Source organism: Massilia aerilata, from assembly GCF_042656905.1.
GTDB lineage: Bacteria > Pseudomonadota > Gammaproteobacteria > Burkholderiales > Burkholderiaceae_D > Telluria > Telluria aerilata.
The window spans coordinates 942,658-957,288 of sequence record NZ_JBHSMZ010000001.1 but is presented as its reverse complement, the minus strand read 5'-3'; the positions used below and the strand labels follow the sequence as shown (position 1 = coordinate 957,288).

Genomic DNA, 14,631 nt, shown 5'->3' with positions numbered 1-14,631 from the left:
TTACACTTCCACTTTGGCACATCTGATGCCGTTTCGGGTGGGGGCGTCCATCCCATTGCGAAGGCGGGATGGTGCCCCCGGCACCATCCCCCCAAGTTCCGCGAGCGTAGTCGAAACGCCGATAAACTTGGGCCCCCGCCTGCGCGGGGGCGACGGGACTAAACGTACCGTCTCACGATACGCCCCACACCGGCCGCCGCCGCTGTGGGGCTTTTTGCGTTTGAGCAAATCTTTTAACGGAACCTCGTCCACACTCTGATGGTGCCCAAAGCAGAGCTTGCTTACGGCTGCCCAACCGATTGGAGACGAGAGATGAACCAGCGTTCCCTCACAATTCTTGCAATTTTCCTCAGCCCGGCGCTCGCCGCGGCGCCGCTGCCGAACACGATGATGAGCGCGCCGGTGGCCATCTCGCCGCAGGCCAGGGCCGGGATCGTCGCCCAGCTCGAAGCGCGCCGGGCCCAGCGCGGCCTGGATGCGCGCCACGGCTTCACGGTCCTGGTCACGCATCCCGGCATGCAGGGCACCCAGGTGGCGCGCGTGGCCCATACCTGGAAGGGCGTGCCCATCTTCGGTTCCGAATCGGTGGTGGTGCTGGATGCGAACGGCCGCATCCAGTCCGAATCCTGTTCGGAACGGCGCATCGGCCTCGGCAAGAACGCGGGAACGGCCGCTGCCGTCAACGGTCCGGCCGGCGATTTCAGCGTGGTCCCGGCCCTCACGGCCAAGCAGGCGATCGCCAGGGCGCTGGCTTCGCTCGGCGCGGACGCGAGCCACGTCGCCCCGCCCACCGCCGAGCCGATCGTCTATCCGGTGATGCGCACCGAGCGCACCGCGGCCGCGCGCGACAAGCAGGAATTCGAACTCAACGCGCTCGACGTCGAGGACGTGGTCGACCATTACGAGCTGGCCTGGCTGGTCCACACCCGCATGCAGGTGGGCGACAAGCCGGTTTACCACGACACCGTGGTGAGCGCGCGCGACGGCAGCATCCTCGACCAGTGGAACATGCTGCAGACCGTGGTCGGCGTGGGAAAAAGCCAGTACAACGGCGAGGTGCCGATCAACACCACCCTGGTCGACGGCAAGTACAAGATGATCGACGATACCCGCGGCACCGGCGGCAAGTTCGGCGCGATGGCGATCACCAACGCCAACCACGGCACCAGCGCCGGCAACGTCTACGTCAACGACACCAATACCTGGGGCGACGGCAAGAACTACGTCCCGAAAGGTTCGACCACCGACGCCAATGGCCAGACCGCGGCGGTGAACGCCATGTGGGGCCTGATGAACACCTACGACGCGCTGAAGAACATCTTCGGCTGGCAGTCGCTGGACGGCCACAACACCGCCACCTATATCGCGGCCCACGTCAACACCGCCTACGACAACGCCTATTACAGCGACACCTGCCAGTGCATGTTCATCGGCGACGGCTCCAGCTTCACCAGCCTGGGCTCGATCGACGTGATCGGCCACGAGATGGGCCACGGCGTCACCGCCGCCACCTCGAACCTGACCTATTCGGGCGAATCGGGCGGACTGAACGAATCGGCTTCCGACATCAACGGCGAAGTCGTCGAAGCCTATGCACGCGCCGGCGGCAAGGGCGAGACCATTCCGCTTGATGGCAACGACTGGGTGCTGGGCAAGGAGATCAGCAAGAGCGGCACGCCGCTGCGCTGGATGACCAAGCCGAGCAAGGACGGCAGCAGCCCGGACGCCTGGAGCACGTCGATCAAGCGCATCGACGTGCACTACAGCAGCGGCCCGAACAACCGCATGTTCTACTTCCTCTCGCAGGGCTCGAACGCGGACAAGGCCAGCGACTACTATAGCAAGTACCTGGTCAAGGCGCCGGCCAACATGAGCGGCATCGGTCTCGACAAGGCCTACCGGATCTGGTTCAAGGCCAACACGACCAAGTTCACCTCGAGCACCAACTATGCCGATGCGCGCGCCAAGATGATCGAGGCGGCGGAAGAGCTATATGGCAAGGGCGGCAGGGAAGCGATTGCCGTGCAGCGGGCTTATGCGGCGATCAACGTGGGGGCGGACGTCGACGAGTAGGGCGGATCGCCGCGCACAAAAGGCTGGCCGCGTGCCAGCCTTTCTTATTACCAGGGTGCATTCGCGGTATGCCATCAAAAGTGATACCTGGGTACATTTACTTGTTGCAATAAATACATGAACAGGGGTGGGATTTCTTACTTTCAATTTTTTTAACAAAGGAAGATCGCCATGCCCCGCCAGTTGCGCCTCCTGTCCGTCCTGCTTGCCATTTCCGCCGCGCCGCTGGCAGCCCACGCCGCACCTGTCTATTCGGTTGCCTCTATCGCCGGCCTCGGCGGTACGGCCAGCCAGGTGAACGGCCTCAACAATGCCGGCACGGCGGTCGGCTACGCCTACACGCCGGGCAACCATACCAATGCTTACGTCGCAGCCAGCGGCACGACCACCAGCCTGCATCCGGGGAATGCGAACAGCAGCAACAGCAAGGCGGCCGGCATCAACGAGAGCGGCACTGTGGTAGGAGAAATCAGCTCGGCGAATGGACCCACCCGGGCCGCTGTGTTCACGAACGGCAACGTGCAGGTACTGGGGACGCTGGGCGGCACCAACAGCTATGGCAATGGCATCAACGCCAGCGGCCAGGTCGTCGGCCTGTCCGATACCGCCAGCGGCTTCCAGCGTGGCTTCGTCACCGGCGCCAATGGCAGCCTGATCGAAATCGGCCCGCTGAACGGCGGCTGGGGCAGCGATGCGAATGCCATCAACGATGCCGGCGCCGTCACCGGCTACGTGGACATCAACGGCAGCGGCGATTACCGTGCCTACATCTACTCGAACGGCAATATGCGGATATTGGATACGCTGGGCGGCAACTATGCGCAGGGCTACGCGATCAACAACGCGGGCATGGTGGCAGGCTATTCATATCTGGCAGGCGACGCCGTTGCCCACGCCTTCCTGTACACGAACGGCCTGGTGAAAGACATCGGCGGCTTCGGCGGCGACACTTACGCGACCGGCATCAATGCCGCCGGCAGCGTGGTTGGCTCGGGCATGGGTAGCGATAACCTGTTCCACGCCTTCCTGTACAGCGGCGGCCTGTTCCAGGACCTGAACAGCCTGATCGACCCGAGCCTGGGTTGGACCATCAAGCTGGCCAACGACATCAACGACAAGGGCCAGATCGCAGCCCGCGGCTGCCAGACCAATGGCCAGTGCTCGGACCTGTTGCTGAGCCTGATCGACAACGGCACGCCCGACCCGGACCCGAACGCGGTGCCGGAACCGGAAGCCTTCACGGCCGGCGTTGCCGGCCTGGCGCTGATGGGGCTGCTGCGCCGCCGTCGCGCCAAGCGCTGATCATCGAGCGCTGATCACTGCGCCAGCAGCGGATAGGGATTCACAGGCGTCCCTTTCCACCACTGCTTCTCGGGCGTCAGCTCGAATACGGCGAAATGCAGGTGGGGCGCGTTCGGGTCGGCGTTGCCGGTCGCGCCGACGTAGCCGATCAGGTCGCCGCGCTTGATGTCCATGCCTTCCTTGATGCCGTCCGCATAGTGGTCGAGGTGGGCATAGTAATAGGCGTACTTCTCGGTCGGATCGAACTGGTAGATGGTCAGGCCGCCGGGCTTGCTGGTGAAGAGCTTGGCGACCTTGCCGTCGGCCACGGCCAGCACCTTGGTGCCTTTCGGCGCCATGATGTCCAGCGCCTCGTGGTGGCGCTCGGCGCCGCGCGGCTGGTCGAAGTTGTCCTTGATATTCGCCAGCGCCATGCCGTCGACCGGCACCATCAGCTTGCCGGCAGGGAGGGCAGGCGCGGCGGCGCCGCTGTCCACGGGCAGGGCCGTGGTGGACGGGCGCAGCGGCAGGTCAAGTTCGGTCAGGTCCGGCGTGACCTTGGGCGCGGGCGGAAGCGTGCTTTCGATGTCGGGCCCGGCCGGCGCGGGCAGCGAGCCGGTGTTCGCGGCCACGGCGGGCGCCGCCGCGGGTTGATGGGGCATCTGACGCAGCCAGGCAAACAGGCCGCCGGCGCCGACCGCGACGCCGAGCAGGAAGGTCAACAGCCATCTCATCACGTTCTCCTTGTTGTTGGTATCGAGTATTACCTGCCGTGATACTTCTTCAGCCTACTATTTACTCCTGTAATACAACTTCCGTCCCTTTTTGCACCAGTCCGGCGACCTCGGCCGCGCTCCAGTTGGTCAGGCGGATGCAGCCGTGCGATTCGGTCTTGCCGATCAGCGAAGGAACCGGGCTGCCGTGGATGCCGTAGTGCGGAATCGACAGGTCGATCCAGGCCACGCCCACCGGATTGTTGGGGCCGGCGGGCACCCTGGTTTTCGCATCGCCCGGCTTGGCGTCCCAGAACAGCTTGGGGTTGTAGTTGTAGGTCGGGTTGCGCGCCACGCCGTCGATCTTCCAGTTGCCGATCGGGAGCGGATCGTGCTCGCTGCCGGTCGAGGCCGGATACTGGGCCAGCGGCCTGCCGGCGGCGTCCTCGAGCGTCAGGATGCGGCCTTCGCGCGAGACCACGACGCGCGCGGCGGGCGGCAGCGGCGCCGTACCCACCACGTTCGGGACCATGATCTGCTCGCCGGCGCGGCTCAGGTCCTTGCCTTTGTTGAGCTTGTCGATCAGGCCCGGGCTGGCGTGGAATTTTTCGCCCAGGCCTTCCTGCACGCTGGCATAGCCCAGGTTCGGCAGCTTGGCCTTTTCCATCATGTCTTCGGGGATGGGACGGAAGGGGCCGGCGACGTCGCTGTCCGCCAGGGTATAGGCGACCACGGTGGGCGCGGCATCCAGGTTCAGGGCGTTCCAGGTGGCCTCGTCGAGCTTGCCGGTGACCTGCAGGTTGCGCGCCTTCTGGAAGCCGGACAGCGCCTGCTTCATGTTGGAGCCGAAGGCGCCGTCGATCTCACCCGGCGAGAAGTGGGCGCGGTCGAGCAGGACCTGGGCGCGCAGCAGGCGGTCGAATTCGCTCGCTTCGACCGGTGCGTTGACGGGCGCGGTGGCGGTGGTTTGCGGGACCGGCGTCGGCGCCGCGGCTACGGCCGGCGCGGCTTGCACGGCGCTGCTTTGCGCGCGCGCCGCGGCGGCGGTCTGGGCATTGGCGTTCGAGGCCGCGGCGATGCGTGCCTGCACGGTCGGCTGGGCGCCGGCCACGGCGCAGACGCTGCCGAGGACCAGGGCCAGGGTGGGGACGGCGATGTATTTCATTGGCTTCCTGCATTACTTACATATGGAAACCTCAGCGTAGTGCTGCGCCGGATGGGGGTCTGTGCGCGAACGAACCCATCTTCCGGCACACGTCAACGCCCCGTACAATCGCCATCATGAGCGAAGCCACGATCACCTTTCAACCGTCCGGATGGACCGTTCGCGCCCCCGCGGACAGCACCATCCTGCACGCCGCCGAGCAGGCCGGCATCGACCTGCCCAACTCCTGCCGCAACGGTACCTGCCGCACCTGCATCTGCCGCCTGGCGAGCGGCAGCGTGCGCTACCTGGTCGAGTGGCCGGGGCTATCCTTCGACGAGAAGCGAGAGGGCTATGTGCTGCCCTGCGTGGCGGTGCCGGTGGGCGATGTGGTGGTCGACCAGCGCCTGGCCAGACGCATCACTTTTTAAGCGCCGACTCGATCGCCTGCAGCACCAGCGGCCACGAATGCGAACTGGCCGCCACCTCGTCGTAATGGCTGGCGCCGGGCAGGATCACGACCTCGGCCGCATCGCCGGCGGCGCGGGCGCGCGCCGCGTAGTCGCGCGCCACGCGCGGCGGCGAGATCTTGTCCAGTTCCCCCGTGACGAGGATGGTGCGGCTGCCGTTCGGCAGCAGGTCGCCGGCATTGGTGTCGGCGAAGACGTCCGGCCGCTTGTCGCCGGGAGCCCCGGTCAGCTGGCCGATCTCGCGGTCGCAGCTGGACTTGATCAGGGCCTGCTCGCGGCGCAGGTCGGCCAGGCCGCCCAGGCTCACCACGTTTTTAACGGGCAGCGGGTCGGGCTGATACAGCGGACTGCTGGCCGGGATGCGCGCCCGTCCGGCCATCCACTGCACCAGCTGGCCGCCGGCCGAGTGCCCGACCGCCACCAGGCGGTTCAGGTCGAGCGGATAACGGCCCGCCTGCTGGGCCAGCATGCTGAGCGCCGCGTTGATGTCCTGGTAGGTGCCGGGATAGCCGCCGCCCGCCTCGTCGACGCGCCGGTACTCGACGTTCCAGGAAGCGATGCCGCGCTCGGCCAGCGCGCCGGCCAGGTTGCGCAGCTGGGTGATGCCGCCGAATTCCTTGGTCCAGCAGCCGCCATGCACCAGCACCGCCACCGGGAAGGGACCGGGGCCGCCGGGGACGAAGAGTTCCGCGAACTGCGAGGGCGCGCTGCCGTAGGCGAAGCTGGCGTTGGGCACCGGACCCTTCAGCGCCAGGTAGTCGGCCAGCTTCATGGGCGCGGGTGCGGCGGCATGGGCGCCGGCGCAGGCGGCGGCAAGAGCGGCGAAGGAAATCAGGCGGCGCAGCATGGGGACATCCAGTATGGAAACGGCAAGAGCGCCATCATACCAAGCTCGCGCACGATTGAAAGCCGGCCCCGGTCTTCCATGCTAGTCTGCGCCAAAACGTCATCCGTTTGTCAGCCTTTCACCAGAGGAGATTTGCTATGACCCAATCGAAATCCAGCGGCAACCAGAACAAGCAGTCGGCCAACGAGTCGGAAGAGGATCTGGCCAAGCGCCGGGCCGGCGTGAATCCGGACAAGAGCAGCCATAACGAAAAGACCACCATCAAGGCCGGCAAAGGGAAGGGCGCCGGCGGCGGGGCGAAGCAGAAGGAGGGCCGATGACTGGAGCGATGCCGGGCGATGTAGAACTGCGCGCCCACACCACGCCCGATCCGACCGATCCGAACCAGCCGCCTCCGCAGCCGAGTCCGGATCCGGACGACGTGCCGGCGCCGGCACGCGCGCCGATCGAGGAACCGCGGGCGCCCCAGCCGCCCATCAAGGCCGGCTAGGGCGTTTCAATCAACTCAGGGCTTGTCCGAAGGCTTGCCCTGCTGACTGCCGCCACTGCGCGGCAGCGGCGGAATCTCCTTGATCATTTCATTCGTTTCATGCTGGGCCGGCGTGATCTCGCCGCTGCCGATATCGCCTTCGTGCATCATCGGCGGGGCTTTGGCGCCGGGATCCGGCTTGGGCGTCGAAGTATTCATGTTGCGCTCCTTACAGTTTGCAGTGGTGGGATTCAGGTGTTGACCTGATCCTAACAGCCAGCTTTGGCCCCCGGCGCGCGTTAGGATGCGGGGAGCATGTTGCTTTATGGCTACAATCCTTGCTTTATGTATGACAGCGCACATAGCCTTCCGAGAAAGTTTTTATAATGGTCCATCGGCCAAGCACTCTCAGGGAGGACAGCATGGGCAGCACACTGCACAACAAGATCTATCTCGGACGGCACTCGATGCTGGCCTCGCGGCGCCTGCAAGTGGCGCTGGCGGTGGGGGCGCTGGGTGCGCTGGCCGGCGCCGGCATCGTGTGGGCGGCGATGCGCGCACTGAAGTAAGTTGCGGGCAAGCCCGGGCCGCCTTACCATGGCGACCTTTGCTCTCAACGAAAGCTTGAATGAAGAATGAAAAACTGACGGGGGACGAATACGACGCCCTCGAATTCATCCGGCGCGGCGCCCGCACCGACAAGGTCAACGCCTGCGTGGGCCGGAACGCCAAGCGCCTGTCCGGGCTGAAGCTGGTGCAGTATGCGAAGAATGGCGCGCTGTCGCTGACCGACAAGGGGCAGGAAGTGCTGTTCCTGAAGCGCTGTATCGAAGCGCTGCGTGCGCTCGAGCGGGAGCCCGCGAGCGCGCTGGATGAGGATGTCATGCAGTTCCTGTCGCGCAAGTCGCACATCGCCGCGCTGGAAGGCGGCGGCTACGGACTCACCGAACGCGGCCGCGAATCGCTGGCCGACATCAGCGCGCAGGAACCGAGACGCTGATCAGTTCGAACGGCGGCGGTGCGGATACACCAGTGTGCGCACCGCGATCTCGGCCGGCACGTTCATCGCCGCCAGGAATTCGGCCGCGCGCTGCAGGCCCAGGGTGGGGATCGACGCAACCGCCTGGTTGACCAGGTCGCGGGTACGCATGTCAGTGCGCTGCTTGCGGTCTGCTGCACTGTGGGCAGCGCTCAGGCTGGCCGTCTCGAAGTTCATAGTATCCCTCATTATTATCTGAAAAGCATTGTTGCCATATTTTCAGTCTATTGTAGGGTAAGGTTTTTTTTTCTGCTACAAATAATTGCAGATAAAACAAAGAATACAAGGCCTTAGCGCCGTTTGTTCAACAAAATGCTAGGCAACCGCTACCTGCGGCTCATCTTCCAGGGCCGCCAGGCCCCGGCGCTGGCGCAGCAGCTGTTCAAAATCCTGCGCCGGCAGCGGGCGCGAGAAGTAATACCCCTGCATTTCGTCGCAGCCCTGCTGGCGCAGGTAGTCGAGCTGCTCGGCCGTCTCCACGCCCTCGGCGATCACCGACAGGCGCAGGTTGTGCGCCAGCGTGATGATCGAGGCGACGATCGCGGCGTCGTTGGCGTCGTGCGTGATGTCGTTGACGAAGGAGCGGTCGATCTTCAGCACGTCGATCGGGAAGCGCGACAGGTAGGAAAAGCTCGAGTAGCCGGTGCCGAAGTCGTCGATGGAAAGCTTCACCCCCAGCGACTTCATGCGGTGCAATAAGTCCACCGCCGGCGTGACGTCGCTCATGAACAGGCTCTCGGTCAGCTCCAGCTCCAGGCAGGACGGCTCGAGGCCGGTTTCCGCCAGCACCTGCTCGATCCCCGGCAGCAGTTCGGCGGCGCTGAACTGGCGCGCCGACAGGTTCACCGCCACCCGCAAATTGCCCAGGCCCGCATCCTGCCAGGCCTTGTTCTGGGCGCAGGCGGTGCGCATCACCCAGGCGCCGATCGGCACGATCAGCCCGGTGTCCTCGGCCACGCCGATGAAACGGGTCGGCGGCACCATGCCCAGCTCCGGATGCTTCCAGCGGATCAGCGCTTCCATGCCGACGATCTGGCCGGTTTTCAAATCGACCTGCGGCTGGTAGTGCAGCACGAATTCGTTGCGTTCGAGGGCGTTGCGCAGCGCGCTCTCGATGCGCACGCGTTCCAGCGACTCCTCGTTCATGGCCGGCGTATAGAACTGGAAGTTGTTGCGGCCCAGCTTCTTGGCGCGGTACATGGCGATGTCCGCGTGTTCGATCAGGCTCTCGGCCGGGGTGCCGTCGCTCGGGTAGGCGGCCACGCCGATGGAGCAGGTGACGAAGAATTCCTTCGGCCCCAGCATCACCGGCTGGGCCACCGAGTCCATCACGCGCTGCACGATGTCGCCCGTCAGCGGCTGGTCCTCGTGCTGCGACAGGATCACCACGAATTCATCGCCGGACAGGCGGGCCACGGTGTCGGTGTCGCGCAGCGAACCGCGCAGGCGCGCCGCCACCGTCATCAGGAGCACGTCGCCGGCCTTGTGGCCCATGCTGTCGTTGACGAACTTGAAGCGGTCCAGGTCGATCAGCATCACCCACACCGGATGGCCGCTGCGGTTGGCGTAGGCCACCGCTTGCTCCAGCCTGTCCTGCAGCAGCGAGCGGTTGGGCAGGCCGGTCAGCACGTCGTGCTGGGCCACGTGGTGCACGCGCTGCTCGGTGAGCTTGCGCGCGGTGATGTCGCTGCCGGTGCCGCGGTAGCCGGTAAAGCGGCCGCTGTCGTCGAACATCGGCTGGCCGCTGACGCAGTACCAGCGCTCCTCGCCGTTATCGTCGAGCAGGCGGTATTCGAGGTTCTTGAAGGGTTCGCGCGCCTCGATGGCGGCGATGTGCTCGCGGCCGGCATCGCTGTCGGCCAGGCCGCCCACGATTTCCGCCCGGGTCCTGCCGAGGATGCGTCCGACGGCGATGCCGGATTTTTCCGTGAAGTGGCCGGTCAGGGCGACGAAGCGCAGGCGCTCGTCCTGTTCCCAGTACCAGTCCGAAGACATGGCCACCAGCTGGCGGAAGCGCTGCTCGCTTTCCTGTAGCGCCTTTTCGGTGCGCTTCCTGGCCAGCACGTCGTCGATCAGGCGCTGGTTGGTGAGTTTCAGGTCGGCGGTGCGCTCGCGCACCAGTTCCTGGACCTTGCGCGTGCGCTGGCCGGCGGCCTGCACGAAGGCGGTCAGCAGCAGGGTCGAAAGCAGGCCCCCGGCCAGCAGCAGGCTCGAGGCCAGGTGGTCGGCCAGGTAGGGCTTGGGCGCGGCATGCGCTTCCACGGTCCAGGTCTGGCCGGCCGCCACGAAGCGGTCCACCTCATGCGCCCCGGGACGCGCCAGCCAGCGCAGCGGCGACGCCGCCGGCGCGGCAGTCTCCGCGGCGTCGTGGTTGGCGTAGACCATGGCGGCGGCCCCGGTCTGGGCGCCGATATACATGGTGAGCAGGACGCTGCCGTCTTCCAGCAGGCCGGCGCGCGCCAGCGTGGCGCGGGCCAGGGTCTGGACGTCGATGATGATCGCGGTGTCGCCGAGCAGGCGGCCGGCCGGGCCGTAGACCGGCATCACCACCTCGAAGCTGGGCTTGCCGGAAGGGTCCTGGGCCAGGCGCAGCAGGCCGCTGGCGGAGGCGCGTCCACTCGCATGGGCGCGCGCCAGGGCCCGCGCCACCTCGCCGTTCTCGCCGACGTTGAGGCCGAAGGCCGGCTCGTTGCCCTGCATCGGCTCGAGGTAGTCCACCACGTTATAGTGCGGGCGGCGCGGCGCCGGCACCAGTTTGCCGTCGACGTTTTCGCGCAGGATGGTGCCGGGACGGAAGCGCTGCAGCCCGGCTTCGAATTCGGCGCGCTCGCTGTCCTGGACCGCGCGATGGAAATTGAAGGCCTTGATGTAGGGGTTACGCAGCAGCAGCGGGGTGGTGAAATCGTGGAACTGCGAGCGCGTCACCGGCTGCACGGTGGCGAACAGCTGGTTGGTGACGATCAGGACCTCGACCGCATCGTCCATGCCCTGGCGCAGCGCGGCCACGCGCACGTTCGCGCCCTGCTCGAAGGCCAGCGACTGGTTGTCGATTTCGAGCCGGTTGACCGCCACCGTCAGCACCGCGGTCGTGGCCAGGCCGCCCCCGAGCGTGAGGGCCGCGGCTAGCGTGAGCGACAGCTGCAATCGGCGACGCGGCATCCAGTTTCCCATAAAAATACTTGCCTAAAGGCATGAAGTGCGCGCCAGTTTGTCACACAAACCGATATCTCCGCAAACAAATTGTCACACCGCAGAGCCGGATCGACGCAGGTGTGGCGGGCGTCAAACAGTAGGCCGTGCAATCCAGTAAAGGATCAGGCGCACGCATAGACGGTTGAACAAGCCGAAGGGGAGGCGGGGCAGCAGGCGCGCGGCCCGGCACCGGGTGGCGGCGCCGGCGAACAGGATGTGGTTGTTGCCGGCGACCTTGTCGAGCTGGCAGGTCTGGGCGTCGAAGGCGTCGTCCAGCGCCGCGATGACCTCGCCGCGCCGCTTGTCATAGCTGAACACGTTCGCCACCAATACCCCGCCGGGCAGGAGCAGGCGCCGGCACACGCCGTAGAAGAAGCGGCTGGACAGGGCGGGCGGCAGGCCGGACTCGTCGAAGCCGTCGACCACGATCACGTCGAAGCTGTTTGGCGCCGCGCCCAGCATCCACGCGGCGGCCTCGGCGTGGACGACCCGGAAGCGGGCATCGTCGGGCGGCACCAGGAAGGCGTCGCGCAGGGCGATCACGTCGGCGCGCAATTCGAGCACGGTGATGCGCGCGTCCGGAAAATGGCGGTGGCAGAACTTGGCCATCGAGCCGCCACCCAGGCCCACCAGCAGGATGTGCGCGGGACGGGGCACCAGCAGGCCGAAGCACATCATGGCGCGCGTGTAAGCCAGTACCAGCCTGTGCGGGCGCGATAGCCGCATCGCGCTCTGGATGTCGCCGGGCGCAAATTCCAGCGTGCGGCGGTCGCCTTCGGTGCGCACCAGCGGCTTGGGAAGATCGTTCATGGCTGTAGTCTAGCTTGTTGCAAAGGATAAGTTTCTGATAAGCTGGCCGCCGCAGCCTCACGGAGACCCCATGTTCCTGGACCATCCCACCATCACCGCCACCAACAGCCAGACGGAGCCCGACCGCATCGAGCGGCTCGACCGCGTCTATGGCTATGCGATGGGACTGGCCGACGTGGCGGGCGACCAGGCCTTCGTCGAGAAGCTGACCCAGCTCCACGACCACAAGGGCACCCTGATCGTGTTCTGGCACGAGCCGCCCAGCGAGGCGCAAATGCATTACATGGCGCGCGCCTGGGCCAGCAAGGTCGGCGACGGCACCACCTCCGTGGTCCACGAGTACTGAGGCGGCCATGGATTCCACCACCATCGTCCTCGCGCTGGCGCTCGGCAACCTGGCGATCTGCGCCGCGCTGATCTTCTTCGAGCAGCCGCACCAGGAGGGCAACGTGAGCGGCGGCCGCCGCCCGGCGGCCCTGACCATCTGGGGCTGGTCGCGCCAGATGCAGGCGGCCGGCTGGCTGCTGCTGGCGATCGGCGGCGCGAACATCGTGCCCGAGCGGCTGGCGCTGCCGGTGGCCTACGGGCTGGTGATCGCCGGCGTGGCCTGGGAAGCCGGGGCCTTGTGGGAGCGCGCCGGCGGACGGCGCTGGCGCAGCATCGCCACCCCGGCGCTGGTGCTGGCCGTGGGCGCCTTCCTGCTGTGCTACTGGATCGACGAGATCGGCCTGCGCGCGCTGGCGTCGTCGCTGATCCTGGCCGCGTTTTATCTGTCGGCCGCCGCCGCCCTGGCGCGCGGCTGGGCCCAGGCCTCGATGCTGCGCCGCTTCCTGGCGCTGGCGACGGCGCTGCTGGCCCTGGTGGTGGGGGCGCGCGGCGCGCTGGTGCTGCTGGCGCCCGCGGGCTGGGGCTGGATGAGCAACGAGCTGCTGCGCCAGCTGTATTCCGCCGCACTGTACCTCCTGATGCTGCTGGGCGGCTTCGGCTGGCTGCTGCTGGGGAAGGAAGATGTGCAGGATCAGCTGGCGCGCCTGGAAGTGGTGGACCCGCTGGCCGACTGCTTCAACCGGCGCGGCTTCTTCCAGGTGCTGGCGCCGTGGATGGCGCTGGCGCGCCGTCCGGGCCCGTCCACCGCGCTGGTGCTGTTCGACCTCGACCAGTTCAAGCGCGTCAACGACAGCTACGGCCACCCGGCCGGCGACGTCGTGCTGCGCACCCTGGTCGAGGTCTGCAAGCGCCAGCTGCGCGACAGCGACCAGCTGGGCCGCCTGGTCGGCGTCGAGTTCGCGATCCTGCTGCCCCGCACCAGCCAGGAAGACGCCGCGATGGTCGCCGAGCGCATGCGCGCCGCGATCGCGGCCACCAAGGTCAAGACCGAGCGCGCGATGATCTCCCTGACCGCCAGCTTCGGCGTGACCGCGATCCGCGCCGACGACAGCAGCGTGACCCTGCTGGCGCGCGCCGACGAAGCCTTGCGCGCCGCCAAGGAGGGCGGGCGCGACCGCGTCGCGCTGGCGCCGCCGGCGCAAGCCATTCCCGCCGAGGCATGAGGATGCTGTCCGGCGCTGTCATCGAAGCGTCATACCGGGCCGCTATCGTGGCGCCGTTCTCCATGGAGCTTCCATTGCAATGAGCGATCACGATCACGCCACGTCCGACCCCGTCTACGCCGCCCTGGTGCTAGGCTCGGACAGCTTCCGCCTGCTGGTGGCCAGTTACCGCGGCGGCGTGCCACAGGCGCTGGACGGCGAGCACGTGCCGCTGCGCCTGGCCGCCAGCCTCGATGCCAGCGGCTGCCTGAGCCAGGACGCGATGCGCGACGCCCTCGCGTGCGTGGCGCGCCTGCGCGAACGCCTGCGCGCGCATCCCCTGGCGGCGGTGCGCACGGTCGCCACGTCCACGCTGCGCATGGCGCGCAACGCCCACCTGTTCCTGCCTGCCGCCCAGCAGACCCTCGGCCACGAGGTCAGGGTGCTGTCGGGCGAGGAAGAAGCCCTGCTGACCTGGCTGGGCGTGTCCGGCGCCGCCCCGCAAGGCAGCCGCCCGCTGGTGATCGGCATCGGCGGCGGCTCGACCCAGTTCGCGCTGGGGCAGGGCATGCGCGTCACGCGCGCCGGCTCGGTGGCGCTGGGCACCGTGCGCCAGGCCCTGACCTTTTTCGGCAACGGCCGCATCGACGCGGTGTCCTTCGCCGCCGCGGTGTCCTCGGCGCGCGTGCGCCTGGCCGACCATGCGGCCGACTACGGCCCCGACGCGCGCGACTGCGTGTACGGCGCTTCCGGCACGGTGCGCACCCTGGCGCGCCTGGCCCGTGAAAACGGCGGCGACGGCGCCAGGGACCCGATGGCCATCCGCCGCGCCGACCTCGAAGTCCTGGGCGCCCGGGTGCTGGAGCACACCGGCGGCGGCCGTCCGCTGGCCGGACTCGGACGCCTGCTGCCGCGCAACGTCGCCGCCGCGCTGGCGATCCTGATCGCGCTGATGGAGGAGCTCGAGATCGAGACGCTGCTGGAAACCGATGCCGGGCTGCGCCATGGGCTGCTGCATGATTTGCACCGGCAGCGGCAAACGGTCGCGGCCTGAGACGTGGCGG

The 14,631-nt window shown here is 67.1% G+C and carries 17 protein-coding genes; 10 read left to right on the top strand and 7 right to left on the bottom strand.

The annotated features are described in order from the left end of the window. Positions 1-312 precede the first annotated feature (312 nt). Together ACFPO9_RS04340 and ACFPO9_RS04335 are read left to right on the top strand one after the other, a co-directional pair. Positions 313-2,073 carry a M4 family metallopeptidase gene (locus ACFPO9_RS04340; protein ID WP_379767555.1) on the top strand — a complete coding sequence of 587 codons (1,761 nt, stop codon included), beginning with the start codon at positions 313-315 and terminating at the stop codon, positions 2,071-2,073. A gap of 171 nt (positions 2,074-2,244) precedes the next feature. Beyond that, on the top strand, positions 2,245-3,375 hold the full coding sequence (locus ACFPO9_RS04335; protein WP_379767552.1) for a hypothetical protein: 1,131 nt from the start codon (positions 2,245-2,247) through the stop codon (positions 3,373-3,375). 14 nt (positions 3,376-3,389) lie between these two features. On the opposite strand, the gene ACFPO9_RS04330 is transcribed toward ACFPO9_RS04335, so the two are convergent. Both ACFPO9_RS04330 and ACFPO9_RS04325 read right to left on the bottom strand, forming a co-directional pair. After that, on the bottom strand, positions 3,390-4,088 hold the full coding sequence (locus ACFPO9_RS04330; RefSeq protein ID WP_379767549.1) for a M23 family metallopeptidase: 699 nt from the start codon (positions 4,086-4,088) through the stop codon (positions 3,390-3,392). Positions 4,089-4,149: 61 nt separating this feature from the next. Then, positions 4,150-5,232, bottom strand: a complete 1,083-nt coding sequence (locus tag ACFPO9_RS04325) for a L,D-transpeptidase family protein (RefSeq protein ID WP_379767546.1) — start codon at positions 5,230-5,232, stop codon at positions 4,150-4,152. Between the two features lie 116 nt (positions 5,233-5,348). Here ACFPO9_RS04325 and ACFPO9_RS04320 point away from each other — a divergent pair, with 116 nt between their 5' ends. Next, the gene (locus ACFPO9_RS04320; RefSeq protein ID WP_379767543.1) at positions 5,349-5,642 is read left to right on the top strand and encodes a 2Fe-2S iron-sulfur cluster-binding protein; all 294 of its coding nucleotides are present in this window, start codon (positions 5,349-5,351) and stop codon (positions 5,640-5,642) included. Here the strand turns inward: ACFPO9_RS04320 and ACFPO9_RS04315 are convergent. Continuing rightward, on the bottom strand, positions 5,632-6,528 hold the full coding sequence (locus tag ACFPO9_RS04315; RefSeq protein WP_379767540.1) for an alpha/beta hydrolase: 897 nt from the start codon (positions 6,526-6,528) through the stop codon (positions 5,632-5,634). The two genes, ACFPO9_RS04320 and ACFPO9_RS04315, sit on opposite strands and share 11 nt — an antisense overlap. A 137-nt stretch (positions 6,529-6,665) precedes the next feature. Here ACFPO9_RS04315 and ACFPO9_RS04310 point away from each other — a divergent pair, with 137 nt between their 5' ends. Both ACFPO9_RS04310 and ACFPO9_RS04305 read left to right on the top strand, forming a co-directional pair. Further along, a complete protein-coding gene (locus tag ACFPO9_RS04310; protein WP_379767536.1) occupies positions 6,666-6,848 on the top strand; it encodes a hypothetical protein in 183 nt (60 codons plus the stop codon). Beyond that, positions 6,845-7,018: a hypothetical protein gene (locus ACFPO9_RS04305; protein WP_379767533.1), complete on the top strand. Its 174-nt coding sequence runs from the start codon at positions 6,845-6,847 to the stop codon at positions 7,016-7,018. Before ACFPO9_RS04310 ends, ACFPO9_RS04305 begins: the two co-directional genes overlap by 4 nt. 15 nt (positions 7,019-7,033) lie before the next feature. Here the strand turns inward: ACFPO9_RS04305 and ACFPO9_RS04300 are convergent, their stop codons facing one another. Beyond that, on the bottom strand, positions 7,034-7,216 hold the full coding sequence (locus tag ACFPO9_RS04300; protein WP_379767530.1) for a hypothetical protein: 183 nt from the start codon (positions 7,214-7,216) through the stop codon (positions 7,034-7,036). A 203-nt stretch (positions 7,217-7,419) separates the two neighbouring features. Here ACFPO9_RS04300 and ACFPO9_RS04295 point away from each other — a divergent pair, with 203 nt between their 5' ends. Then, the gene (locus tag ACFPO9_RS04295; RefSeq protein ID WP_379767528.1) at positions 7,420-7,566 is read left to right on the top strand and encodes a hypothetical protein; all 147 of its coding nucleotides are present in this window, start codon (positions 7,420-7,422) and stop codon (positions 7,564-7,566) included. Between the two features lie 59 nt (positions 7,567-7,625). Continuing rightward, positions 7,626-7,997: a hypothetical protein gene (locus tag ACFPO9_RS04290; protein WP_379767525.1), complete on the top strand. Its 372-nt coding sequence runs from the start codon at positions 7,626-7,628 to the stop codon at positions 7,995-7,997. Here ACFPO9_RS04290 and ACFPO9_RS04285 read toward each other — a convergent pair whose 3' ends face one another. The 3 genes from ACFPO9_RS04285 to ACFPO9_RS04275 form a co-directional block, all read right to left on the bottom strand. Then, on the bottom strand, positions 7,998-8,213 hold the full coding sequence (locus tag ACFPO9_RS04285; RefSeq protein WP_230027194.1) for a hypothetical protein: 216 nt from the start codon (positions 8,211-8,213) through the stop codon (positions 7,998-8,000). 138 nt (positions 8,214-8,351) lie between these two features. Continuing rightward, positions 8,352-11,195, bottom strand: a complete 2,844-nt coding sequence (locus ACFPO9_RS04280) for a bifunctional diguanylate cyclase/phosphodiesterase (RefSeq protein WP_379767522.1) — start codon at positions 11,193-11,195, stop codon at positions 8,352-8,354. 123 nt (positions 11,196-11,318) lie between these two features. Next, the gene (locus ACFPO9_RS04275) at positions 11,319-12,038 is read right to left on the bottom strand and encodes a fused MFS/spermidine synthase (RefSeq protein WP_379767519.1); all 720 of its coding nucleotides are present in this window, start codon (positions 12,036-12,038) and stop codon (positions 11,319-11,321) included. Positions 12,039-12,108: 70 nt separating this feature from the next. Here ACFPO9_RS04275 and ACFPO9_RS04270 point away from each other — a divergent pair, with 70 nt between their 5' ends. From ACFPO9_RS04270 to ACFPO9_RS04260, 3 genes are all read left to right on the top strand, one after another. Then, the gene (locus ACFPO9_RS04270) at positions 12,109-12,384 is read left to right on the top strand and encodes a hypothetical protein (protein ID WP_379767517.1); all 276 of its coding nucleotides are present in this window, start codon (positions 12,109-12,111) and stop codon (positions 12,382-12,384) included. 7 nt (positions 12,385-12,391) lie between these two features. Next, positions 12,392-13,588 (top strand): GGDEF domain-containing protein, encoded by a 1,197-nt coding sequence (locus ACFPO9_RS04265; protein WP_379767514.1) that lies wholly within the window; start codon positions 12,392-12,394, stop codon positions 13,586-13,588. A 79-nt stretch (positions 13,589-13,667) separates the two neighbouring features. Beyond that, positions 13,668-14,621 carry a Ppx/GppA phosphatase family protein gene (locus tag ACFPO9_RS04260; protein ID WP_379767511.1) on the top strand — a complete coding sequence of 318 codons (954 nt, stop codon included), beginning with the start codon at positions 13,668-13,670 and terminating at the stop codon, positions 14,619-14,621. The last annotated feature ends 10 nt before the right edge of the window (positions 14,622-14,631 follow it).

Bases quoted from the DNA above. Each gene is read 5' to 3' on its own strand.
- ACFPO9_RS04275 (WP_379767519.1), bottom strand. From the start codon at position 12,038: ATGAACGATCTTCCCAAGCCGCTGGTGCGCACCGAAGGCGACCGCCGC.
- ACFPO9_RS04340 (WP_379767555.1), top strand. From the start codon at position 313: ATGAACCAGCGTTCCCTCACAATTCTTGCAATTTTCCTCAGCCCGGCG.
- ACFPO9_RS04280 (WP_379767522.1), bottom strand. From the start codon at position 11,195: ATGCCGCGTCGCCGATTGCAGCTGTCGCTCACGCTAGCCGCGGCCCTC.
- ACFPO9_RS04305 (WP_379767533.1), top strand. From the start codon at position 6,845: ATGACTGGAGCGATGCCGGGCGATGTAGAACTGCGCGCCCACACCACG.
- ACFPO9_RS04295 (WP_379767528.1), top strand. From the start codon at position 7,420: ATGGGCAGCACACTGCACAACAAGATCTATCTCGGACGGCACTCGATG.
- ACFPO9_RS04285 (WP_230027194.1), bottom strand. From the start codon at position 8,213: ATGAACTTCGAGACGGCCAGCCTGAGCGCTGCCCACAGTGCAGCAGAC.
- ACFPO9_RS04330 (WP_379767549.1), bottom strand. From the start codon at position 4,088: ATGAGATGGCTGTTGACCTTCCTGCTCGGCGTCGCGGTCGGCGCCGGC.
- ACFPO9_RS04260 (WP_379767511.1), top strand. From the start codon at position 13,668: ATGAGCGATCACGATCACGCCACGTCCGACCCCGTCTACGCCGCCCTG.
- ACFPO9_RS04290 (WP_379767525.1), top strand. From the start codon at position 7,626: ATGAAGAATGAAAAACTGACGGGGGACGAATACGACGCCCTCGAATTC.
- ACFPO9_RS04270 (WP_379767517.1), top strand. From the start codon at position 12,109: ATGTTCCTGGACCATCCCACCATCACCGCCACCAACAGCCAGACGGAG.
- ACFPO9_RS04315 (WP_379767540.1), bottom strand. From the start codon at position 6,528: ATGCTGCGCCGCCTGATTTCCTTCGCCGCTCTTGCCGCCGCCTGCGCC.
- ACFPO9_RS04265 (WP_379767514.1), top strand. From the start codon at position 12,392: ATGGATTCCACCACCATCGTCCTCGCGCTGGCGCTCGGCAACCTGGCG.
- ACFPO9_RS04335 (WP_379767552.1), top strand. From the start codon at position 2,245: ATGCCCCGCCAGTTGCGCCTCCTGTCCGTCCTGCTTGCCATTTCCGCC.
- ACFPO9_RS04310 (WP_379767536.1), top strand. From the start codon at position 6,666: ATGACCCAATCGAAATCCAGCGGCAACCAGAACAAGCAGTCGGCCAAC.
- ACFPO9_RS04300 (WP_379767530.1), bottom strand. From the start codon at position 7,216: ATGAATACTTCGACGCCCAAGCCGGATCCCGGCGCCAAAGCCCCGCCG.
- ACFPO9_RS04325 (WP_379767546.1), bottom strand. From the start codon at position 5,232: ATGAAATACATCGCCGTCCCCACCCTGGCCCTGGTCCTCGGCAGCGTC.
- ACFPO9_RS04320 (WP_379767543.1), top strand. From the start codon at position 5,349: ATGAGCGAAGCCACGATCACCTTTCAACCGTCCGGATGGACCGTTCGC.